General features: G+C 49.2%; 25 protein-coding genes. 15 read left to right on the top strand and 10 right to left on the bottom strand.

The genetic code is table 11. The features are described 5' to 3' along the window. Positions 1-80 precede the first annotated feature (80 nt). On the top strand, positions 81-917 hold the full coding sequence (gene dam, locus AC2204_RS09705; RefSeq protein ID WP_318925299.1) for an adenine-specific DNA-methyltransferase: 837 nt from the start codon (positions 81-83) through the stop codon (positions 915-917). Here the strand turns inward: dam and AC2204_RS09700 are convergent. Further along, on the bottom strand, positions 914-1,138 hold the full coding sequence (locus AC2204_RS09700) for a DUF2970 domain-containing protein (protein ID WP_318925298.1): 225 nt from the start codon (positions 1,136-1,138) through the stop codon (positions 914-916). The genes dam and AC2204_RS09700 overlap by 4 nt on opposite strands. A 170-nt stretch (positions 1,139-1,308) precedes the next feature. Here AC2204_RS09700 and rpe point away from each other — a divergent pair, with 170 nt between their 5' ends. The 8 genes from rpe to AC2204_RS09660 all read left to right on the top strand — a co-directional run bounded on the left by rpe (position 1,309) and on the right by AC2204_RS09660 (position 9,565). Further along, positions 1,309-1,980 (top strand): ribulose-phosphate 3-epimerase, encoded by a 672-nt coding sequence (gene rpe, locus AC2204_RS09695; RefSeq protein WP_318925297.1) that lies wholly within the window; start codon positions 1,309-1,311, stop codon positions 1,978-1,980. A 2-nt stretch (positions 1,981-1,982) separates the two neighbouring features. Beyond that, a complete protein-coding gene (locus AC2204_RS09690) occupies positions 1,983-2,666 on the top strand; it encodes a phosphoglycolate phosphatase (protein WP_318925296.1) in 684 nt (227 codons plus the stop codon). Positions 2,667-2,750: 84 nt separating this feature from the next. Next, positions 2,751-3,755, top strand: a complete 1,005-nt coding sequence (gene trpS / locus AC2204_RS09685) for a tryptophan--tRNA ligase (RefSeq protein WP_318925295.1) — start codon at positions 2,751-2,753, stop codon at positions 3,753-3,755. A gap of 129 nt (positions 3,756-3,884) precedes the next feature. Further along, the gene (locus tag AC2204_RS09680) at positions 3,885-4,469 is read left to right on the top strand and encodes an aminodeoxychorismate/anthranilate synthase component II (protein WP_318925294.1); all 585 of its coding nucleotides are present in this window, start codon (positions 3,885-3,887) and stop codon (positions 4,467-4,469) included. A gap of 328 nt (positions 4,470-4,797) precedes the next feature. Beyond that, positions 4,798-6,015, top strand: a complete 1,218-nt coding sequence (locus AC2204_RS09675) for an aspartate aminotransferase family protein (RefSeq protein WP_318925293.1) — start codon at positions 4,798-4,800, stop codon at positions 6,013-6,015. 200 nt (positions 6,016-6,215) lie between these two features. Continuing rightward, complete coding sequence (astA, locus tag AC2204_RS09670) at positions 6,216-7,232, top strand: arginine N-succinyltransferase (RefSeq protein WP_318925292.1); 1,017 nt, start codon at positions 6,216-6,218, stop codon at positions 7,230-7,232. Positions 7,233-7,258: 26 nt separating this feature from the next. Next, a complete protein-coding gene (gene astD, locus AC2204_RS09665; RefSeq protein WP_318925291.1) occupies positions 7,259-8,716 on the top strand; it encodes a succinylglutamate-semialdehyde dehydrogenase in 1,458 nt (485 codons plus the stop codon). 54 nt (positions 8,717-8,770) lie between these two features. Further along, a complete protein-coding gene (locus AC2204_RS09660) occupies positions 8,771-9,565 on the top strand; it encodes a DUF1338 domain-containing protein (RefSeq protein ID WP_318925290.1) in 795 nt (264 codons plus the stop codon). Positions 9,566-9,631: 66 nt separating this feature from the next. Here the strand turns inward: AC2204_RS09660 and AC2204_RS09655 are convergent, their stop codons facing one another. Next, on the bottom strand, positions 9,632-9,835 hold the full coding sequence (locus tag AC2204_RS09655) for a hypothetical protein (protein WP_318925289.1): 204 nt from the start codon (positions 9,833-9,835) through the stop codon (positions 9,632-9,634). Positions 9,836-10,029: 194 nt separating this feature from the next. Further along, on the bottom strand, positions 10,030-10,662 hold the full coding sequence (crp, locus tag AC2204_RS09650) for a cAMP-activated global transcriptional regulator CRP (protein ID WP_107283429.1): 633 nt from the start codon (positions 10,660-10,662) through the stop codon (positions 10,030-10,032). A 272-nt stretch (positions 10,663-10,934) separates the two neighbouring features. On the opposite strand from crp, the gene AC2204_RS09645 reads away from it, so the two are divergent. Then, positions 10,935-11,339 (top strand): OsmC family protein, encoded by a 405-nt coding sequence (locus tag AC2204_RS09645; RefSeq protein WP_318925288.1) that lies wholly within the window; start codon positions 10,935-10,937, stop codon positions 11,337-11,339. 230 nt (positions 11,340-11,569) lie between these two features. Here AC2204_RS09645 and AC2204_RS09640 read toward each other — a convergent pair whose 3' ends face one another. The 5 genes from AC2204_RS09640 to AC2204_RS09620 form a co-directional block, all read right to left on the bottom strand. Next, the gene (locus tag AC2204_RS09640; RefSeq protein WP_318925287.1) at positions 11,570-12,439 is read right to left on the bottom strand and encodes a phosphoribulokinase; all 870 of its coding nucleotides are present in this window, start codon (positions 12,437-12,439) and stop codon (positions 11,570-11,572) included. Between the two features lie 95 nt (positions 12,440-12,534). Further along, a complete protein-coding gene (locus AC2204_RS09635) occupies positions 12,535-12,750 on the bottom strand; it encodes a YheU family protein (protein WP_318925286.1) in 216 nt (71 codons plus the stop codon). Between the two features lie 88 nt (positions 12,751-12,838). Continuing rightward, a complete protein-coding gene (locus AC2204_RS09630) occupies positions 12,839-13,816 on the bottom strand; it encodes a hydrolase (protein WP_318925285.1) in 978 nt (325 codons plus the stop codon). Between the two features lie 180 nt (positions 13,817-13,996). Next, positions 13,997-14,467 carry a TIGR02444 family protein gene (locus AC2204_RS09625; protein WP_318925284.1) on the bottom strand — a complete coding sequence of 157 codons (471 nt, stop codon included), beginning with the start codon at positions 14,465-14,467 and terminating at the stop codon, positions 13,997-13,999. 18 nt (positions 14,468-14,485) lie between these two features. Further along, on the bottom strand, positions 14,486-16,414 hold the full coding sequence (locus AC2204_RS09620; protein ID WP_318925283.1) for an ABC transporter ATP-binding protein: 1,929 nt from the start codon (positions 16,412-16,414) through the stop codon (positions 14,486-14,488). A 232-nt stretch (positions 16,415-16,646) separates the two neighbouring features. Here AC2204_RS09620 and kefG point away from each other — a divergent pair, with 232 nt between their 5' ends. The 4 genes from kefG (at position 16,647) to slyD (ending at position 19,948) form a co-directional block, all read left to right on the top strand. Beyond that, positions 16,647-17,246: a glutathione-regulated potassium-efflux system ancillary protein KefG gene (gene kefG / locus AC2204_RS09615; protein WP_318925282.1), complete on the top strand. Its 600-nt coding sequence runs from the start codon at positions 16,647-16,649 to the stop codon at positions 17,244-17,246. Further along, positions 17,236-19,038, top strand: a complete 1,803-nt coding sequence (gene kefB / locus AC2204_RS09610) for a glutathione-regulated potassium-efflux system protein KefB (RefSeq protein ID WP_318925281.1) — start codon at positions 17,236-17,238, stop codon at positions 19,036-19,038. The genes kefG and kefB overlap by 11 nt, the downstream gene beginning before the upstream one ends. Before the next feature lie 39 nt (positions 19,039-19,077). Further along, a complete protein-coding gene (locus AC2204_RS09605) occupies positions 19,078-19,284 on the top strand; it encodes a YheV family putative zinc ribbon protein (RefSeq protein WP_318925280.1) in 207 nt (68 codons plus the stop codon). A gap of 85 nt (positions 19,285-19,369) precedes the next feature. Then, the gene (gene slyD / locus AC2204_RS09600; RefSeq protein ID WP_318925279.1) at positions 19,370-19,948 is read left to right on the top strand and encodes a peptidylprolyl isomerase; all 579 of its coding nucleotides are present in this window, start codon (positions 19,370-19,372) and stop codon (positions 19,946-19,948) included. A gap of 141 nt (positions 19,949-20,089) precedes the next feature. Here slyD and AC2204_RS09595 read toward each other — a convergent pair whose 3' ends face one another. Both AC2204_RS09595 and AC2204_RS09590 read right to left on the bottom strand, forming a co-directional pair. After that, the gene (locus AC2204_RS09595; RefSeq protein WP_318925278.1) at positions 20,090-20,311 is read right to left on the bottom strand and encodes a SlyX family protein; all 222 of its coding nucleotides are present in this window, start codon (positions 20,309-20,311) and stop codon (positions 20,090-20,092) included. A 52-nt stretch (positions 20,312-20,363) separates the two neighbouring features. Continuing rightward, positions 20,364-21,341, bottom strand: coding sequence for a WD40 repeat domain-containing protein (locus AC2204_RS09590; RefSeq protein WP_318925277.1), 978 nt, complete (start codon positions 21,339-21,341; stop codon positions 20,364-20,366). 194 nt (positions 21,342-21,535) lie between these two features. On the opposite strand from AC2204_RS09590, the gene fkpA reads away from it, so the two are divergent. Next, on the top strand, positions 21,536-22,357 hold the full coding sequence (gene fkpA, locus AC2204_RS09585) for an FKBP-type peptidyl-prolyl cis-trans isomerase (protein WP_318925276.1): 822 nt from the start codon (positions 21,536-21,538) through the stop codon (positions 22,355-22,357). Positions 22,358-22,542 lie beyond the last annotated feature (185 nt).

Here is a 22,542-nt window from a genome sequence, read left to right as displayed (position 1 = left end):
TTGGTATCAGACAAGGTGATAAATAAGGTACAATCCGCCACCTTTCGAGGGGTCTTGGTATTGGTGGTAGGTTTAGCTGAATGAAAAAGCATCGTGCATTTCTGAAATGGGCTGGGGGTAAGTATTCTCTGGTTGAGGAAATCCAACGCCACCTGCCACCCGCGCGTAAGTTAATTGAGCCTTTTGTCGGGGCGGGTTCGGTGTTTCTGAATACTGACTTTGAACAGTATTTACTGGCGGACATAAACCCGGATTTGATCAATCTCTATAATATCCTCAAAGAAAATCCAGATCAGTATGTTAAAGATGTCAGAACCCTGTTCACCCCTGAATACAACCAGAAAGGGGCATACCTGGAAATTCGTGATGTTTTCAATCAGACTCAGGATCCCTATCAGCGGTCGCTGTATTTTCTCTATATGAACCGCCATGGTTTTAATGGATTATGCCGTTATAACAAAAAAGGCGGCTTTAATGTGCCGTTTGGTTCCTATAAAAAGCCTTACTTCCCTGAAGATGAAATGTATTATTTCGCCAATAAAGCGAAACGTGCCACGTTTGTCTGTGAGGGTTACCACCAGACATTTTCGCGAGCGCGCAAAGGCAGTGTGGTTTACTGCGATCCACCTTATGCGCCGCTGTCGACTACCGCTAATTTCACGTCGTATGCGGGCAATGGCTTTAGTCTGGATGATCAGGCTGCACTGGCAGATGCGGCAGAAAAAGCGGCAACCGAGCGTGATATTCCGGTATTGATTTCCAATCATGATACCACCCTGACCCGGCGTTTATACCATGGCGCCGATTTGTCGGTGGTGAAGGTAAAGCGAACGATCAGTCGTAATGGTGCGGGGCGTAATAAGGTTGATGAGTTACTGGCCCTGTTCAAACCGACAGACTGTCAGCACAACGATTAATGGATTGCGGTGACCGAGAGGGTAACCGCGATTAACAAGGCGACAAAAACCACAATGGCGATGACACCGCCAATAATAAACGGCCAGGGACTTCGCTGATTAAAGTCCTGCTGGCGGTTTTTATCTGACTGTACACCAAATAAAGCCGCAGCTACGCTAAGTGCCAGCCTTCTTTTTGTTTTTCTTTTCTGTGGTGGTGAGTTTTCATTCTGTTCCGGCATTTTTCTCTCCCTTCCAGTCGTTCGTTCTGGTCTTTTTAGCTTACTACCTAAACCATCACTTAATGCTGAATCACCGTCGTTTGAATATATCTATTAAGACATTGTTAACCGGATCGGGTAGAATTGCGGCGATTTTAACCGTGACCATTGGTATCGTATAGAGGCTGAACATGAAGGATTTTTTGATTGCACCATCTATCTTGTCTGCAGATTTCGCACGTCTTGGTGAAGATGTTGAGAAAGTATTGGCTGCGGGTGCGGATGTGGTGCACTTTGATGTGATGGATAATCACTATGTACCAAACCTGACGTTTGGTGCGCCAATCTGTCAGGCATTGCGTGATTATGGCATAACAGCCCCGATCGATGTGCACCTGATGGTGAAACCGGTTGACCGAATTATTCCGGATTTCGCTAAGGCAGGCGCTACGATGATCACCTTCCATGTCGAAGCAACTGAACACCTGGATCGTACCCTGCAGCTAATTAAAGAACACGGCTGTCAGGCCGGCGTGGTATTAAACCCCGCCACGCCACTTCATTCTCTTGATCACATCATGGATAAAGTCGATATGATCCTACTGATGTCAGTGAATCCTGGCTTTGGTGGTCAGTCTTTTATTCCGAACACGCTGGATAAATTACGTGAAGTACGTAAGCGTATAGATGAATCAGGTCGAAATATTCGTCTAGAAATTGATGGCGGTGTAAAAGTAGATAATATTCGCGAAATTGCAGAAGCGGGCGCCGATATGTTTGTTGCCGGCTCTGCCATTTTTAATCAACCTGATTATAAAGCGGCGATCGATGCAATGCGTGAAGAGCTGGCTAAGGTTGAGTGATAATGAAATTGTTTGAAGGCATAAAATTTATTGCTTTTGATCTGGACGGAACGCTGCTCGACAGCGTTCCCGATCTGGCGGATGCGGCAGATAAGGCCATGCAAGCGTTAGGCCGTCCCGGCGTCTCGGTCGAGCAGGTTACCCTCTGGATCGGCAACGGTGCCGATATTCTGATTGGCAGGGCGTTAAGCTTGAGCCATGAGGTCGCGCCGGATCTTGATCCCGCCTTGCATCAACAAGCCCGGGCTTTATTTGATCGCTTCTATGATGAGGGCGGCCACCACAAAAGTGCCCTGTACCCCGGAGTGAAAGAGACATTGTCTGCCTTCCACCAGGCTAAGATCCCGATGGCAATTGTGACGAACAAACCTGCTCAGTTTGTTCCTCACCTGCTGGAACAACATGGTATCAGTGATTACTTTTCGGATGTTGTCGGTGGCGATACTTTTCCGTTGAAGAAACCGGATCCTTATGCGTTGCACTGGTTGATGGAAAAACATCAGCTGACCGCCTCGGAGATGCTGATGGTCGGTGATTCCCGCAATGATATTTTGGCAGCTAAAGCAGCAACATGTTATGTTGTAGGTCTCACATATGGTTACAATTATGGCCAGCCAATCAGTGCCAGTGAGCCAGATATTGTGTTAGATCACTTTAGCCAGCTGACTGAAGTGGTTAGAATCTAGATTCTAGAAATAAGCCTTTTTTTGATATGTCTGCCAGCGGCGATAGAGTCGCGGCTTAGTCAGGTTAGATAGGAAAATCCCATCATGAGTAAACCCATTGTTTTAAGTGGCGTGCAGCCTTCCGGCGAATTGAGTATTGGTAACTACATGGGTGCGCTGCGTCAGTGGGAACAGATGCAGGATGATTACAATTGCCAATACTGTGTGGTTGACCTTCATGCCATCACCGTACGTCAGGATCCGGCCGCACTTTATGAAGCGACACTTGACGCACTGGCACTTTGCCTTGCGGTAGGTGTTACCCCGGAAAAGAGCACGTTGTTCGTACAGTCCCATGTGCCTGAGCATGCTCAGCTTGGCTGGATTCTAAGCTGCTACACCCAGATGGGTGAGCTTAATCGTATGACCCAGTTTAAAGATAAATCGCAGCGTAACGCTGATAATATCAATTGCGGGCTGTTTAGCTACCCGGTATTAATGGCGGGAGACATTCTGCTTTACGGTGCAAACCAGGTGCCTGTGGGTGACGATCAGAAACAGCACCTAGAGCTGGCTCGTGACATTGCGAACCGTTTTAACAACCTGTATGGCGACACGTTTGTGGTTCCGGAACCGTATATTCCACCGGTTGGTGCGCGCGTCATGAGCCTGCAAGATCCGCTGAAGAAAATGTCCAAGTCAGACGATAACCGCAATAATGTTATTGGCCTGCTTGAAGACCCGAAATCGATCACCAAGAAAATCAAACGTGCAGTTACCGATTCTGAAGATCCCGCGCGTATCGTGTTTGATATTGCTAACAAGCCGGGCGTGTCTAACCTCATGGGTATTATGTCGGGTGTGACAGGCAAGAGTCTGGATCAGATCGAGGCAGAATACGCAGACAAGATGTACGGTCACCTGAAAAAAGATACGGCAGAAGCCGTTGTGGCGATGGTTGAGCCTCTGCAAGCCCGTTACAAAGAGTACCGTGAAGACCGCGCATTCTTAGATCAGGTGATGAGTGCAGGTGCTGAGAAAGCGTCAGCACGCGCATCTGTTGTCCTGAAAAAAGTGTATGAAGCGGTAGGGTTCGTTCCCCGTCCGTAATAACGGGCATTCTGTAATTATTGGGGCCAGCATATGCTGGCCTTTTTTAGCGCTGTTGTCTGGTAAAGCTTGCCTTTCTTATTTCCTATAGCAAAATAGACCGCCAAATCACCCGGGGCTGATGGATCAATGCTGCTAATTATCGACAACTACGACTCTTTTACCTACAACCTGTACCAGTACTTTTGCGAGTTAGGTGCGACGGTGAAAGTGGTGCGTAATGATGAAATCGATATTGCCGGCATTGCTGCGCTCAATCCGACTCATTTGGTGATCTCCCCCGGGCCTTGTACCCCTGATGATGCGGGTATTTCGCTCCAGGCGGTTGAACATTTTTCGGGCCGGCTACCTATCCTCGGGGTTTGTTTAGGCCATCAGGCTATTGCTCAGGTATTCGGCGCCGAAGTGGTACGTGCCCGTCAGGTTATGCACGGTAAGACATCACCGGTGATCCATACCGACCGCAGTGTCTTCCACTCGCTCAATAACCCGTTGACGGTCACTCGCTATCACTCTCTGGTGGTGAAAGCCGATACCCTGCCTGAGTGTTTCGATGTGACGGCCTGGACGGAAAAAGACGGCCAGTTTGATGAGATCATGGGTATTGCCCATAAAACATTGCCGATTGAAGGTGTGCAATTTCATCCTGAAAGTATTCTGACCGAGCAAGGTCATCAGCTATTAGCGAACTTTCTCCAGCGTGAAATAACTTGATTTAGGCAGGAATGGCCATTTTTCTGTTTTTTATCGGCCTCACAATCGCGATCTTTATCACTATTTGTAACATTTTATTATCTTTTCTTGCTGAATACTGCGAGCAATCTTATTCACTCGCCTATTTTCCGTCACGCTTTGTTTCCTAGGTGGAAAAACAGCTTTATCTAATCCCCACTTAATAACTTTTCCTTTATCCCGCATAAATATGTACATAAACTGGGTGTAAGCAATTTCTTTGTCAGACAAAAAATATATTCTGCTATTGGAATTGGTTAATAAAATGTAAATACTATGCTTAAGACGGCGTGCACAGAAGGATAATGTGATGGCAACGGATCAAAAAGTAGAACGTAAATTATTTGATGAGGTCATGGTTCCTTGTTATTCCCCGATGCAGATTATTCCGGTGAAGGGGCAGGGGTCACGTGTCTGGGATCAGGACGATCGCGAATATATCGACTTTGCCGGTGGTATTGCGGTGAGCTGCCTGGGGCATTGTCATCCTGCTATGGTGAATGCTCTAAAATCGCAAGCCGATAAGTTATGGCACCTCAGCAATGTGATGACCAACGAACCGGCTTTACGTCTGGCGAAAAAGCTCACAGAGCACAGCTTTGCTGAAAAGGTGTTCTTTGCGAACTCTGGTGCTGAAGCCAATGAGGCGGCACTGAAACTGGCTCGTCGTTACGCCGCGGATAAATTTGGCCCTGAGAAATCAGAAATTATTGCCTTCGAGCAGGGTTTCCATGGCCGTACGTTCTTTACGGTAACGGTGGGGGGGCAGGCGGCCTACTCTGACGGCTTCGGCCCTAAACCACAGGCCGTCTCCCACATCCCTTATAATGACTTAGCAGCCTTAGCTGGGCTGATGTCTGATCGCACCTGTGCGGTGATGATGGAGCCGTTGCAAGGAGAAGGGGGGATTATTTCCCCGACCCCCGAGTTTATTCAGGGGGTCAGAGAGTTGTGTGATAAACACAATGCACTGTTGATTTTTGATGAAGTGCAAACCGGTAACGGCCGTACCGGGGATTTTTATGCTTACCAGGGGTTGGGTGTCACACCGGATATTCTGAGTACTGCTAAATCGCTGGGTGGGGGGTTCCCTATTGGTGCAATGCTGACTACCTCAGAGCTTGCGTCACACATGAAAGTCGGCACGCATGGTTCAACCTATGGCGGTAATCCATTGGCGTGTGCGGTTGCAGAAGCCGTGATTGATGAAGTGACCAAACCGGAAGTACTGGCCGGTGTGAAAGAGCGCGAACAATGGTTTCGTGATGGACTGGCGAAAATAAATGCCAAGTACCCAACCTTTGAGGAGATCCGTGGTAAAGGCCTGCTATTAGGTGCCGCTCTGAATGAAAAATGGCAGGGCCGGGCTCGCGATATTCTGCTTGCCGCGGGTGAAGAAGGTTTGATGGTGCTGGTCGCTGGTGCCAATGTGGTGCGCTTTACGCCATCACTGGTGATAGACAAAGCCGACGTAGATGAAGGAATGGCGCGTTTAGAGCGCGCAATTGCTAAACTTCATACACAGTAACATCGTCAAGATATTTGCTCAGGCAGTGATGGGCAGGAAAGCCTGGCACTGCCCCTTTCCCATGCGCTTTCCCATAAATTAAGGGAAGGAAGACAGTACATTCTGTCGTAACAACAATTCATGTGGTTAGAACAAGGCATGTCGTTACAATAATTTATGGTTGGCGGCACCTGCCGCCACCTGCATCTGGAGGGAATTTGATGCTGGTTATTCGTCCTATTACCGAAGCTGACTATCCGGCGCTGATGCGCTGCGCAGAAGAGTCAGGTCATGGTTTTACTTCACTGCCTGTTAACGAAGAAATTCTGCGTAACAGGATTTCCCACTCAGTCGAGAGCTTTGCCAAAGACGTTACCGAGCCGGGCACAGAAGGCTACCTGATGGTTGCTGAAGACACAGAAACAGGAGAAATCGCAGGGACGACGGGAATAGAAGCCGCCATTGGCTTAGATATCCCTTTCTATACCTACCACATCAGCACGGTCGTACATGCCTCACGCCGTCTTGGCGTCCATAATGTAGTTAAAGTACTGACTTTTGGTAATAATTACACGGGTAATAGTGAGCTTTGTACGTTGTTTTTACGGCCGGAATGGCGCCATGGTTTGAATGGCCGCCTGTTATCCAAGTGCCGGTTCTTAATGTTGGCTGAGCACAAGCACCGTTTTTCTGAAACTGTGCTGGCGGAAATGCGCGGGGTGTCAGATGAAGAGGGGCATTCGCCTTTCTGGGAATGGCTTAGAGAGCATTTTTTCTCGATCGATTTCACCCATGCTGATTACCTTACCGGCATTGGTGCAAAAGGCTTTATCGCCGACTTGATGCCTAAACTGCCTATTTACGTCAATCTGCTGAGTCCGGAAGCACAAGCGGTGATTGGTCAGGTACATGAGAAAACCCGGCCGGCTCTGCGTTTGCTTGAAAACGAAGGATTCTGCTGCCGTGGTTATGTCGATATTTTTGATGCCGGGCCGACGGTTGAGTGTGATGTGCGCAACATTGAAACGGTACGCCATTCGCAGCGTTGTACTGTCGAAATCGGTACACACAGCAGTTCGCATGACTATCTGGTGAGTAATACCTCGTTTGCGAATTTCCGGGCTGCTGTCGGCAAAATCGCGGTCGATGGTGAGCGTAATGTAGCGCTGGTCACCCCGGAAATGGCGGCAGCATTACAGGTTAAGAACGGCGATCCGGTGCGGTTGATCGCCCAGTAAATAACGGGCAGAGAAAGGAGAACATAATGACTCAATGGATTGCGGGAAAATGGGTGGCAGGGCTGGGTGAGCCGATGCAGTCACTGAACCCTTTTAGTGGCGAAGTGATTTGGCAAGGGCAGGCTGCAACCCCGGAACAGGTTGAACAGGCTGTAACCTGTGCCCGTGAAGCGCTGGTGAGCTGGCGTAAAACAGGTTTAGCTGACCGCCAGGCTATTGTGGAAAAATTTGCTGAGCTGGTAAAAGAACACAGTGAGCATATTGCCCGTACGATAGCTGAAGAGACCGGTAAGCCATTGTGGGAAACCCGTACGGAAGCTGCTGCCATGGTCGGTAAAATAGCCATTTCACTGCGGGCTTACCATGAGCGAACCGGTGAAAGGCAAAAAGATATCGCCGGTACGGCGGCAGTTTTGCGTCATCGTCCGCTTGGCGTGATGGCTGTATTTGGCCCGTATAATTTCCCCGGCCATCTACCCAACGGTCATATCGTGCCGGCCCTGATATCAGGTAATACTGTGGTCTTTAAGCCTTCAGAGCTGACGCCAAAAGTGGCAGAAGAAACCATGAAGCTGTGGCAACAGGCGGGCTTGCCAGCAGGGGTGATGAATATGGTTCAGGGAGCACGTGCAACGGGCGAGGCGTTAGCGAACTCGAAAGGGATTGATGGCTTGCTGTTTACCGGGAGTGCCAATACCGGCCACATCCTGCACCGTCAGTTTGCCGGACAGCCCGGCAAGATGCTGGCGCTGGAAATGGGCGGCAATAACCCGATGGTGATCTCGAAAGCCTATGGCGAGCTTGATGCGACGGTCTACACGATTATCCAGTCAGCCTTTATCAGTGCCGGCCAGCGCTGTACTTGTGCTCGCCGGTTGTACCTGCCGCAAGGATCGGAAGGCGACGCGATTCTGAACCGTCTGGTTCAAGCGACAGGTCAGCTGAAAATTGATGGGCCATTTGCCGAACCGCAACCGTTTATGGGGCCGCAAATTTCAGAGCGAGCGGCTGACGGGATCATTGCCGCACAAGCAAATCTGGTAAGTTTAGGCGGGAAGCTATTACTTGAAGCGAAACGTGGTCAGGGAGCGATAGTCACACCTGCTATTATTGAAGTGAGCCAGATTGCTGAGCTGCCAGATGAAGAATACTTTGGCCCATTACTTCAGGTTGCCCGTTATCAGGATCTGCCGCAGGCCGTCGCGATGGCGAATGATACTCGCTATGGCTTGTCTGCCGGCCTGGTTTCTACCGATGATGCAGAATGGCAGTATTTTATTGATCATATCCGTGCCGGTATTGTAAACCGCAACCGTCAGTTGACAGGAGCCAGCGGTGATGCGCCGTTTGGTGGCCCAGGTGCATCAGGCAACCTGCGTCCGAGTGCTTATTACGCCGCCGACTATTGTGCTTACCCTATGGCATCGATGGAAGGTGAACAAACAGAGCTGCCGGCACAGCTGTCACCCGGGGTTCAGCTGTAATCACCGATACCCGTTTATGACGGCAATTATTATCAGCAAGGGGAGATATTCATCATGGAAAGAGTGGAGCAATTGTTTAATGCCCTGTGGCAAGACTATACGCAACGTCTGTGCCCTTCGGCAGCAAAGGTACATGATCTGTTAACCGAAGATGAACCCCTGCTCAATGATCACATCGCACTGCGGACCTTTAATCTGCCGAAAGTGGGGTTGGATAAGCTGGCCGCCCCTTTCATAGCCATTGGCTATAAGCCATGTGGTAAGTATCATTTTGAAGCCAAAAAGTTGTATGCGGAGCATTTTGAGCATCCGAACCCATTAGCACCAAAAGTCTTTATCAGCGAGCTGCTGCTGGGACAGTGTTCTTCTCTGTTGCAGGAGACGGTACGCGGACTGGTTGACCAAATACCGGAGCTGGCAATTCATGATCCTGAGTTTGTTTGCTGTGGCCGTTTGTGGGATATCGATTCGGCGACGTATGAGATGTTATCGGCTGAAAGCGAGTATGCGGGCTGGGTCGCCGCACATGGCTTCGGGGCCAATCATTTTACCGTCAGCATTAACCAGCTTGAGCAGTTCACTGAGATCCGTGAAGTGAACCATCTGCTGCGCCACAATGGTTTTGCAATTAATGAGGCGGGCGGTGAAGTGAAAGGGGGGCCAGAGGTGATGCTGGAACAGTCGGCCACGATGGCTGACAAGGTCGCGGTCGATTTTCTTGACGGTGAAAAAATAATCCCGGGCGGCTTCTATGAGTTTGCTAAGCGCTATCCTCAGGCGAATGGTGAACTGTTCCGCGGGTTTGTTGAAGCGTCGGCGGATAAGATCTTTGAAAGTACGAGTGAGTAAGGCATTGCGACAGTAAAAGTAAACCGAGGGGAAAACAGCGGTCTTGGCCGCTGTTTTTTGTTGCCGTTATTGGTTAGCTTGATGGCAATCTAAAGGAGGGCTCCACAACTCCTTACCGTGCACGGTGCGTTGACGCTGGCTGAACAGGGTTTGCTGTTCAAGATAATGACGAGGACCGCTAAAGCCAGTCATTTCAATAGTCGCGGGTAAGGCTGCAATGACAGCCTGGGCAGGAACCTGAGTGTGTGGAGAAAAGCGTTCGATATCCATATCAAGACACCTCTGAAGTAGTCAATATGCACAATGTAGCACTGGTGTTATTATTGGCAAGTGAATAAACAGTGAAGGGTACGAAAGAATATACGTTTTGCGATCTCTTTATGCCTTGTGGTGATAATTATATATTTCGCAGTTACAAAAAAAGCCGCATTCAGCGGCTTTTTATCAACCTATTCGCAGGCCGGTTAGCGAGTGCCGTAAACCACGATAGTTTTGCCGTGGGCAGAAATCAGATTCTGCTCTTCCAGCATCTTAAGGATACGACCTACCGTTTCACGCGAGCAGCCCACAATCTGACCAATTTCCTGACGGGTGATCTTGATTTGCATACCGTCTGGGTGAGTCATTGCATCAGGTTGTTTTGCAAGATTTAGCAATGTCTGTGCAATACGGCCTGTGACGTCAAGGAATGCAAGATCGCCGACTTTCTGGCTGGTGATTTGCAAACGGCTGGCCATCTGTGCAGAAAGGCGCATCAGAATATCTGGGTTGACCTGAATAAGCTGGCGGAATTTTTTGAAAGAAATCTCTGCCACTTCACAAGGGCTCTTGGCACGTACCCATGCGGTACGTTCCTGCTCTTCTTCAAATAAGCCTAGCTCACCGATGAAGTCACCCTGGTTAAGGTAAGACAGGATCATTTCTTTGCCTTCTTCATCCTTGATCAATACGGCAACAGAACCTTTCACAATGTAGTAGAGAGTTTCTGCTTTCTCTCCCGCATGGATCAAAGTACTCTTTGACGGATATTTGTGAATGTGGCAATGGGAAAGAAACCACTCTAGAGTTGGATCTGTTTGAGGTTTACCTGGAACCATATTTCTAACTTCCTCTGCGTTTGTTGCCCAACAACGACATCCATATAATTCAAGGCTGGGCCTAACAATAGAATTGTTCGCTGATTAGGATATTCATTCAGCCGCTAGGCTGCAAGTTCACTTGAATATTTACTTGAGAGTTTATCTTTTTTCGGCGCCTTTTTCTTGATATTGATCTATCAGATATGGCCATTTGGTACTCATAAGTGTGCACATGATCACACAGTTGTTAGTTAATGCATAATTACCCTGTTTAAAGTAAGGAGAAAGCAATGCAATCACGAGTGAAATGGGTAGAAGGGATGACCTTTCTGGGCCAGACAGATTCTGGTCACAGTGTCGTTATGGATGGCAATGGGGGCGAAAAAGCCCCCAGTCCGATGGAAATGGTGTTGATGGCTGCTGGTGGCTGTAGTTCCGTTGATGTTGTCGACGGTTTGCAGTCTGCCGGGCAAAAAATCACCGGCTGTGAGGCGCAGATCTCTTCTGTTCGCCGTGAACAGGCACCGCGTATTTTCACCTCGGCTAACCTGCATTTCGTGGTTACTGGCTATGATCTGGACGAGGCCAAGGTTGCCAGCGTCGTCGCAGATTCACTGCAGAAATACTGCTCTGTGTGCCTGATGCTGGGCGAAGGGGTAGAGATGACGCATTCGTATGAAATAGTTAAGGGCTAAGTTTCGAATAAACAGTTTCGAGTCATTAGGTTCGAGTTTCGAGAAAGAACCACAACTTGACCCCAACTATGGCTCGGAGAGCCTGCTTGCAGGACCACAGGACCACAGGACCACAGGACCACAGGACCACAGGACCACAGGACCACAGGACCACAGGACCACAGGACCACAGGAGATATCTGTCGGGTAACGGGAAGCCCACATCTCGTTACTCGCCACTCGCCTCAGGTTTACCCGATCTTTCCGGTTTCGATTAACATCTGGATCAACGGGCGCATGATCAACTCCATCGCAAAGCTCATTTTCCCGCCCGGTACCACCAGGGTGTTATGGCTTGACATAAACGAGCCCTGGATCATTGAGAGCAGATAGGGGAAATCGACATTTTTAATGCCGCGAAAGCGAATGACCACAAAGCTTTCATCCAGACTCGGAATGCCTTTGGCACTGAATGGGTTGGATGTATCGATGGTCGGCACCCGCTGGAAGTTGATATGGGTGCGCGAAAACTGCGGCGTAATATAATTGAGGTAATCGTCCATCGAGCGGACGATAGACTCCATGACAGCTTCTCGGGAATGGCCGCGGTCACGTGTGTCGCGGACGATCTTCTGAATCCATTCCAAATTGACAATCGGTACCATCCCAATCAGCAAATCGACATGTTGTGCAGCATTGATCTCACCGTCAACAACACCGCCATGTAAACCTTCGTAAAAGAGCACATCCGTATTTTCAGGCAGCTCCTGCCAGGGAGTGAAGGATCCCGGCATCTGGTTATAGGGAACCGCTTCATCAAAAGTATGCAGGTAGCGACGGAATTGACCACTGCCATCGTCACCATACTGGCGGAAAAAGGCTTCAAGTTGGGCGAAGTCGTTAGCTTGCGGGCCAAAATAACTGACATGGCGGCCTTGCTCTTTGGCTTTACGAATTTCGACATCCATTTCCGGACGGCTGAAGCGATGGAAACTGTCTCCCTCCAGCAAGGCGGCATTGAAGTTCATCATATTGAACATTTTGCGAAATGCTTCTGAGGTGGTGGAGGTGCCAGCACCAGAAGACCCTGTTACTGCAATAATCGGATGTTTTGCAGACATGACATACCCTGTCGTTAATGTTTACGATGAAAGTTATTAACAGGGTGTTGCGCCAGGGTCAAGGAGAAGTTGGCCTTAAGCGGGCAGGATATCCGCTAATTGAGATCTCTGCGGAGTTTAATATCAACAGATTCATGCAGTTCAGAAAAGACGATCACCGCATCACCGGATTCAAGCTGCTTTCGGACATATTGCACCTTGTGTTCCATGTTGAGCTCGGTCTCACCGTAGTCAGTGCCTTCGCGCAGCACAAAGTGTTCAATCATATTATTTAGGGTGTCAGAGTCGATATCTTGCCAGGGAATAATCATAGTTACTGCATCTGTTCTTGACTGGACTGCTGATTATATTGTTAATTTCATCGATTGTAGAGCGGTACTCAACATTCGTGACTCGAGTCTAGTCTCTGGGATCTGGTAACGTCTTAAACCATGCCGGTACCGTCTTTTCCAACCAGAAATCAGGATTGCGCCAGGAACCGGAGACAAATCCCACATGACCGCCATTTGCCGTTAAGTGATAGTCAATATTCGCCGGCAAGGGTTGCAGGGGAATAACGCGCTGCGTCATAAAAGGGTCGTCTTTCGCATGAATGATCCGTAATGGAATTTTGACCTGATGGAGTTTACTGAGTCCGCTACATTGTTGGTAGTAGTCTGCGGCATCTTTAAAGCCATGCAGGGGGGCTGTAACCTGATCGTCAAATTGCCACAATGACTGAATATGCTGTACTTGCTCGGCTGCCACGGGCATGGCATTAGGCAGGGCAATAATTTTCTTGGCTAAGGTGCTTTTCAGTGAGTGAAGCAGGTACTGTTGATAGATCCTGGAAAAACCTTGTTGGATTCGCTCTGAGCAAGCTTCTAAATCCAACGGGGGGGAGATTACCTGCGCAGCGGTTAATCCAGATTCATCCCCTGTTTCTGCCAGGTAGTTAACCAGCATGTTACCGCCCAGCGAGACCCCGACAGCATATAAGGGGGCATCGGGGAACTGTTGTTTCAGCCAGTCAATAAAAAATCGGGCATCACTGGTTTCTCCCGAATGGTAACCGCGGGCCTGACGGTTGATCTCACCGCTGCAACCGCGAAAATGCATTATCACCCCCAGCCAGCCTTGTTGCCTGGCGGCATGGAGCAAGCCATTGGCATAGGGGCTGCTAAAACTGCCTTCTAAGCCGTGGAACAGAATCATCAGCGGTTTATTCCGGGGATGCTCAGCAGGAGGGGCTGTCCAGGCCAGATCGAGGAAATCGCCGTCAGGCGTCTCAATGCGCTGAATCACCGGGGTAAACAGAGGCTTGCGGCGGATGAATCGCGGGATCAGGGTTTGTAAATGGGCGTTGCGCAGCCCGTTCGCTGGCTTAAAAGGCATCATGGCTCCACTCATGTTTGAAGTGATGTTTTCAACTTATGCTGGTTACTTTAGTCTGGCACTACACCGGCATTATAGGGGAAAATCATTTATTGGACTTTTCTCTAACACTTTCGCCAGTATCTGCAAGCCTGGCCCCAGTTTATAGCGACTGAATCGAGCGGTAAACTCCAGTTCTTGGCCCTAGGTGCGAGTGACTGCCGTCAGCTGAGGGAATAACTGGCTTGCACCGAGCTGTTTGCAATATCTTTTTAAGTTATCGGTGGTGCCATGGTGAGGCATAGAGTGCAATATGCAGAGGTTGAGCTGAGCGATAAGCGCCTGCTGCTGGCCTTTTTCCAGCTTCAGCTCGAACGCCAGTAGCTGCTTGTATCCCGCTTCACCCAGTTGTGGCTTTAACTGATCACGCATAGTGCGATACTGCTGCAGTAGATTGTCACTGGGGCCTAGACAGGTGATGAGTTGTTGTCGGCAATAGTCCGACAGGCTTTGATGCTGACAGTCGAGCCAGTGTAACAGCAGGGCCAGGTTAACATTGCCCTGATAGCAATTTTGCAGGCAGAGACAGGCTGACTGGACGCCAGCCTGAGCATAATGGCTCAGGCTGAACTGCCAGAAATCCTGGTGATAAAAGCGTAATGACTCCGAGGTCATGGCGTTAGATAGCCGGGCTTAAAGATCGCCAATGTTAAATTCCTGCTCCATCGATTCCACCTGCTCTTGCAGATCCATCCACTCCATCTCGACCTCTTCCAGCGCTGATTTAGCATCGCTCTGGCGTCTTAGCTGCTCATGGAGCCGGGCCTTGTTGTCGGCTTCATAGATCGCCTGATCCGCGAGCTGGTTTTCGGCCTCAGCAATATCAGCACCCAGCTTTTCCATCTGCTGATCAAGCTTGGTGATTTTCTTGCGCAACGGCGCGGTCTGTTTGCGAAATTCTGCTTCCAGCCGTTTTTGTTCTTTACGTGATGCGGCGCTGTTTTCTTTGGTTACGTCAGGTTTGGCGGCCTGTAACTCCCGACGCTCATTACGCTGCTGCTCGGCGAGCCATTTATGATAGTCCGTCAGGTCGCCATCAAATGGGGTAACTTGACGATCATGAACCAGATACAGGTCATCCGTCGTTGCTCTTAAGAGATAACGGTCGTGACTCACGATAACCATGGCGCCTTCATAAGATTGCAGCGCAAAGGTTAATGCCTGGCGCATATCCAAATCAAGGTGGTTAGTCGGTTCATCGAGCAACAATAAGTTAGGACGTTGCCATACCAGCAGTGCTAATACTAATCGGGCTTTCTCGCCGCCAGAAAATGGCCCGACTTTATCAAGGGCTTTTTCACCGTTGAAACCAAAGCTACCAAGGTAATCGCGAAGCTGCTGCTCGGTTGATTGTGGGGCAAGCCGTGCTAAATGCTGCAGTGGCGTATCGTCAAGGCGCAATGTTTCCAACTGATGCTGGGCAAAGTAACCAATTTTCACCCCTTGCGAGTAGGTTAAATCGCCGGCTTGTGCTGGAAGCTCACCAGATAACAGCTTGATCAGTGTCGATTTACCGGCCCCGTTACGACCCAGCAAACCAATCCGGCTACCAGGTACCAGGTTAAGGCGGATCTTTTCTAATATGAGATTATTGCTATAACCCGCCGCTACCTGATCCATCATCATGATCGGATTCGGTAATGCTTGCGGCTCTCGGAACTCAAAAAGAAACGGGTTATCAAGCTGTGCTGGCAGCACTTTTTCCATTCGGTCGAGTGCTTTAATTCGGCTTTGTGCCTGGCGTGCTTTGCTCGCTTTATAACGGAAGCGGTCAATATACGATTGCATGTGAGAAACTTGCTTCTGCTGTTTCTGATACATCGCTTGTTGCAGCACTAACTTTTCAGCGCGTTGCACTTCAAACGATGAATAGTTACCGGTGTAGCTGTTGAGTGTCTGGTTCTCGACATGAATGATGCGGTTAACCACAGGATCAAGAAAGTCGCGGTCATGAGAAATCAGTACTAAGGTACCACGGTAGCTCTGTAACCATTTTTCCAGCCACATAACGGCATCGAGATCTAAGTGGTTAGTCGGTTCATCGAGCAGAAGTAGATCGGAGCGGCATAACAGTGCTTGAGCCAGGTTCAAACGCATACGCCAGCCACCCGAAAACTGGGTTAGGTGCCATTGCATTTGGTCTTGGGAAAAACCAAGACCGTCGAGCAATTCAGCGGCGCGTGCATTGATCGTGTAGCCGCCAATGGTCTCTAGCTTGCCATGAAGTTCGGCGACTTTCGTTCCATCGTTGCTCTCTTCTGCGGCTGCTAAATCACGTTCGAGTTGACGATATTCACGGTCGCCATCAATGACATATTCAATGGCGTTGCGTTCAAGTGCTGGTGTTTCCTGTGCTACCCATGCTAATTCCCAGTTAGACGGAAATTGGCAATTTCCGGCATCTAGACTCAATTCATTTTTTAATAAAGCAAATAAGGTAGATTTACCACAGCCGTTCTTACCAACGAGCCCGACTTTGTCGCCGGGGTGAATAGTAGCAGTGGCGTTATCGAGAAGGACTTTACCGCCTCGTAAAAGTTGCATGTCCGAAAAGGTAATCATCGATAGTGTCGGGGGTAGCCCGCTCCGCAAAAAAAAGTGCACGAAATGAGCGGCAGTCTATACCAAACCGCCAATGACTGCTAACCCAGTGGTAATTATGCGGCATGATGAGAAAGAAGCGGTTATGAATTTGGATTCATCCGATCTGCACGAGTAACAATTATGTATGATGTGTATATAAAGGTAATGTTATACCTGAAAGGATCGCCGGAAGCAGGGGGTAAGGAAAGATATGACCACACAAGACCAGCTTAACATTCTGGTAATATTTGCTCACCCGGATCCGCAAGAATCGGTTGCTAGCCGGGAGATGCTGGCAAGTATTGCCGACTTGCCTCATGTTACCATTCATGATCTTTATGGTGCTTATCCTGACTTTTTTATTGATGTCGGGCAAGAGCAGCGACTCATTGAACAGTACGACATCATCGTTTTTCAACACCCCCTCTATATGTATTCATGCCCGGCGTTGCTCAAAGAATGGATTGATGTGGTACTGAGCAAAGGTTATGCCCACGGCGAAGGGGTATCTACCAAAGGTAAGTACTGGCGTTCGGTTGTCACAACGGGAGGGGCGGCAGAGGCGTATACCCCGGATGGCTATAACCGGTGCAGTATTGCTGAGATTCTTAAGCCCTTTGAGCTGACCGCTGATTTGTGCCAAATGAACTGGATCGAGCCATTGGTACTGCACTGGGCACGGCGGATCCCCGTTAGCGAACGTCAGCAACATGCACAGGCCTACCGATCCTGGTTGGCAGATCCTTTTGCTGACAGCGAGCAAGGAACACATGCCTATACCGTGGATAAGGGGAATTCGAATGGTGAATGATGTGTTATCCGTCAGTGTGGTTTTTCTTGCGGCGGCAGTCGTAGCGGTGCCAATTGCCCAGCGCCTTGGCCTGGGATCGGTTCTGGGTTACCTGCTGGCGGGAATCGCAATTGGTCCGTGGGGGCTGAGCCTGATCACCGATGTTGATGCCATCCTTCATTTTTCTGAGTTTGGTGTTGTGCTGCTGTTGTTTCTCATTGGTTTAGAGCTAAACCCCAAAAAACTGTGGCAGATGCGCAAGCCTATCCTCGGTCTTGGCGGTAGTCAGGTGGTGCTGACCAGCGTTGTGATCACCGCGATTGTCATGGCCGGCAGCCTGTTTTTGCCTGAGATCAGCTGGCGTGATGCGCTGGTGGTCGGTATGGGGCTGGCGCTGTCATCGACGGCCATCGCATTGCGGGTGATTGAAGAGCAAAATCTTGATGGCAGTGAAAGCGGACAATCCGGTTTTGCGGTATTGCTGTTTCAGGATATCGCGGTGATCCCTATGCTGGCTATCCTGCCGGTGCTGGCTGGCGGCGGCGGCGGCAGTTGGCTTGATTTTGCCTGGATGATCGGTGGGATCGGTGCCTTATTAGTCGGCGGCCACTATTTACTACGGCCGTTGTTTCGCTGGGTGGTTCTTAGCGGGGTGCGCGAACTGTTTAATGTTGCGGCCCTGCTGCTTGTGATTGGCATTGGTTTGGGGATGCAGTCGCTCGGACTGTCAATGGCACTGGGCACATTCCTGGCAGGTGTGCTGCTGGCCGAGAGTGAATATCGCCATGAGCTAGAAATTGCCATTGAACCGTTCAAGGGCTTGTTGCTGGGGCTGTTCTTTATTTCCGTCGGGATGGCGGTCAACCTTGGTTTGTTACTGGAATTTCCGCTGCTGATTTTAGTGGCGGTGGTGGCGCTGGTCACCGTCAAGGGACTGTTGCTTTATGGCCTGGCACGACTGTTTGGTATCCGAGCTAAGTCACGGAGTCAGATGGCCGCAATACTCAGCCAGGGCGGTGAATTTGCGTTTGTCTTGTTTACCGCCGCGAAAGGGGATGGATTGCTGGGTGAATCGTTAACCGCATTTCTTCTGGTGGTCGTCAGTATTTCCATGATGACCACTCCGTTGATACTGCTGCTGCAAAAGAAGTGGTTCATTCATACTTTTAAAGCCGACGCAGAGACGCTGGAAAGCGATGTTATTGACCGTGATCCGCGAGTGATCATTACCGGCTTCGGTCGTTTTGGCCAGGTGGTAGGGCGGTTATTGTTTGCCAATAAAATCAGGGTGACAGTACTGGAGCGGGATCCCAGCCAGATACAGTTTTTGCGTAAATTCGGCTACCAGGTGTATTACGGCGATGCGACACAGCTGGATTTATTACGTGCGGCCGGGGCCGATAAAGCCGAAGCCATTATTATCTGCGCCGATGGACCTGACGAGGTGATGGAGATCGTCACCCTGTGCCAGCGTTATTTTCCGAACTTGAAAGTGCTGGCGCGTGCACGGAGCCGGGTCGAGGCACACCAGTTACTGAGCCTCGGGGTCGAGAATTTTTCACGTGAAACATTTGCCAGCGCGCTTGATTTAGGCCGTCAAACCCTCATATCTTTAGGTATGCACCCGTACAAAGCTAAACGGGCAGAAGCACACTTCCGTAAACTTGACACTACAGCGCTGCGGGATTTATTGCCACAGCACTCGGAAGATGTTCACCTGGCATCACGGTCGAAAGAGGCCCGTAAAGAGCTGGAAGATATTTTTGATCGCGAGATGCGCGGTGAGCGTGATCGGCATAATGGTTGGGATTAATTCAGACTGTGTGGTTTGGATTTGCAAATGGAAGTGGTTATGAAAAAACGATTTATTGCTGGAGCGGAGTGTCCTGCTTGTCAAAAACAAGACACCTTACGCTGGTGGAGAGAAAATGATATTGAGACCGTCGAGTGTGTTGAATGCCAGCATACAGACCGTCGTCTTCCCCAGTCGGTAGAGCAAAGCGAACAGCATGGAAAAGACAAAAAACAGCAAGTGATTGGCATTTTCAAACCTGAATAAACAGGCTCTAGTATCATGGTGCCAAGATAGGTATTATAGCGTCTTAACACCAAACTCAACACCTGGCTCAAATTTCGGAGTAAACATGAAAGTCGTTAAAGACATCGTAGTAAGTTTGGCATATCAAGTGAAAACTGAAGAAGGCATCGTAGTCGATCAATCAACTACTGATGCACCACTTGATTATCTGCACGGTCACAACAATCTGATTGTTGGCCTAGAGAAAGCGCTAGAAGGTCGTGAAGCCGGCGACAAGTTTGAAGTGACTGTGGCTCCTGAAGATGCATACGGTGAGCACGTTGAGGAAATGGTTCAGCGCGTACCAGCCGACGTATTCCAGGGTGTTGATGAAATTACGGTTGGGATGCGTTTCCTGGCAGATACTGATCAGGGTCCAATCCCGGTCGAAGTCACTGAAGTCGACGGCGATGAAGTGGTGGTTGACGGTAACCACATGCTTGCCGGTCAGACGCTGACGTTCACGGCGGAAGTTGTTGCATTGCGTGCTGCGACAGAAGAAGAGATCGAGCATGGTCACATCCATCAGGATGGCGGCTGTTGTGGTGGCGGTGGCTGCGGCGACCACGACCATGATCACGACCACGGTGAAGAAGGTGGTTGTTGCGGCGGCGAAGAAAAAGGCGGCTGTGGCTGCTCTCACTAACAAGCACGCTTGTTAAGAGCGGGTCTTAATTAAGAACATATAAAAAACGGGAAGCCTTGGCTTCCCGTTTTTATGGATCAGATTCAGTTTACGAGAAGATAGCCTTATTCCTCGTTGCTTGAACCGCGCTTCTGCTGATGATCAATAATGCGGTGGCGGGGTTTCTTCAGATTCTTCGGCCATGTTTGATGTCTCAAAGCCTTTCACCTTCCCAACCAGGAATTTAAGCTGAACCTGCATCTTGTCAAACTGGAATTGCTGATCGGTTAACGCCTGGTTCAGCTCGTCAATAGTTTGTTCCTGAAAAGCCTGCTTCATTTCCAGCTCATCAATCTGAGCCTGTAGTTTTTTAATATCAGTCATGAGGTTATATACCAATAAACGTTATACTAACCAGAGCTGACTCTGATTGGTTTTATTCTGTTGTCCAAGCCTGGGCAATACCCGCAGAGGTACCAGAGATCACCTGTCCGGAAGCTGTAATGGCCACATCATACACCACTGCTGACGGTGGTCTAGCATCTTGTAGGGGGGCTGCTTCCCAGCGTCCCAGATTCTTGCCCGTCGCGCTATCCCAGAGCTCTACGCGTCGCGAAGGGGTGCCTGTGACTAACTGTGTTCCATCTTCGGAGAAACGGGCGCTGGATAAATTCTGTTGGCGTAAGCGTACGGCAAGCTCTGCCTGTTTCTTGCCGCTGGTCAGATCCCAGACAAACACATCATTGGTCCCATCGGCCGTTAGCGCCAATTTTCCATGACGCTGCAGAGCGACCCGGCTGATCCGGGAAGTGTGTTCGAAACGATAAATGATCTGGCCTGTTCGGGTTTCCCATAAATACGCAAAATAATCATTGCCGCCAGACAAGGCATACTGTCCGTTGGCAGAAATAGCAACAGAATTAACTTTTTCTCTGTGTGCAAGGAACTCTAGACGACGTCCAGTGCCCAAGTCGATATAAAGTGCTTTGCTGTTAGAGAGCGCCAGGACAATATGCTGACCGTTATTGGCAATAGCGACATCGCGAATAACGCCATCAGAAATGGACCATAAACCGTCTGATTGCCCCCAGGCCAAATCCCACACCGCAAAGTTCTGTGCTGTGGCGGTAATAGCGTAGCGGTTGTTGTCAGAAATTGTGCTGGAAAGGACGGTATTGTGATGTGGATCTTGAGAACCAAAATCTGCTAACCTTTTGTTTTGCTGTAGGTCCCATAGCACGATACCTTGTTGGGCTGAATTGAAAAGGGCAAATCGTCCGTCTCTGCTCAGGCTGAAACTGGTTGCGCCTTCAGGAGCTAAAACCCAGCGTTTGATTTCCGAACCAGAAAAAAAACAGCCACTGAGTAATATCAGTACCAAAATGATGCTAATTCTGTGGAATATCTTACGCATTAAGGTCTGGTTCCGGTTTGTTTTGCTAAGTAAAGAATGCTATCAATCGTATTAAATAACTGAACAAACACAATTGTTAGGCAGTTACTTAATAAAACTGGTAGTAGTATATTGATATGGCATGTTTTTCACACCTACAGTGGAAAGCAAAGCTAAAAAATGAGGCATTACCTCATCGACTGATGGAGAAATACATGAAACCTGTTCTAAAGATGTCTGTTCTGGCTGCAACAATCCTACTGGCCGTTGGCTGCCAAGATGAAAAAGCGGCGGAAACACAATCCGCTGAGCCTGCAAAAGTAGAGCAGGTAGCAGCAGATACAGCAACCGCTGAACAAGCAAAAGAAGCGTTTGCCTCTGAAGATCAAAAATCAGCTTATGCAATCGGTGCCTCTCTTGCGCAATACCTTGCGGCGAACCTGGACCAGCAAAAAGAGCTCGGCCTGGAACTGAACCGTGATGACGTACTAGCAGGCGTGAGTGACGTCTTTGCGAACAAGAGCCGCATGACGCCTGAAGAAACACAGCAGGCGCTGCAGGAGCTTGATAAGCGTATTTCTGATATCGCAGCAGAAAAATCGAAAGTGGAATCTGACAAAAACCTCAAAGCAGGCGAAGACTTCCGGACTGAATTTGAAAAGCAGGACGGCGTAGCAAAGACTGAGTCAGGTCTTTTGTACCAAGTCGAAAAGCAAGGTGAAGGCGAAAAGCCCGCGGCAACAGATACGGTCAAAGTACACTACAAAGGCATGCTGACTGACGGTACTGAGTTTGATAGCTCTTACAAGCGTGACCAGCCTGCGACATTCCCGCTAAATCAAGTGATCCCTGGCTGGACAGAAGGTGTACAGTTAATGCCGGTAGGTTCTAAATTTAAGTTTGTTATCCCGCCAGAGCTGGCGTACGGATCTCAGGCCAACCCAAGCATTCCTGCCAACTCAACGCTAGTGTTTGAAGTTGAGTTGCTAGACATCGTAAAAGCGGAACAACCCGCTGCGGAAGCTAAAACGCAGTAATTTACGTGTTTATCACAGATAAATTTTGCAAATAGTTTGATAAGACCCGGCTTGTGTCGGGTCTTTTTTTATCGATATTCTGATAAACTTGCAACAAAGTTTGAATTTATGTCCATTCTATTGATTATCTATTGACGCTAAGTTGAGCTGATAATGAATGTAATGGGTATTTGCAAGGAAGATGT

The sequence above is a fragment of the Photobacterium sp. genome, assembly GCF_057456235.1.
Note: the sequence above shows the minus strand (reverse complement) of the source record. Positions and strands in the feature narration are given on the sequence as shown.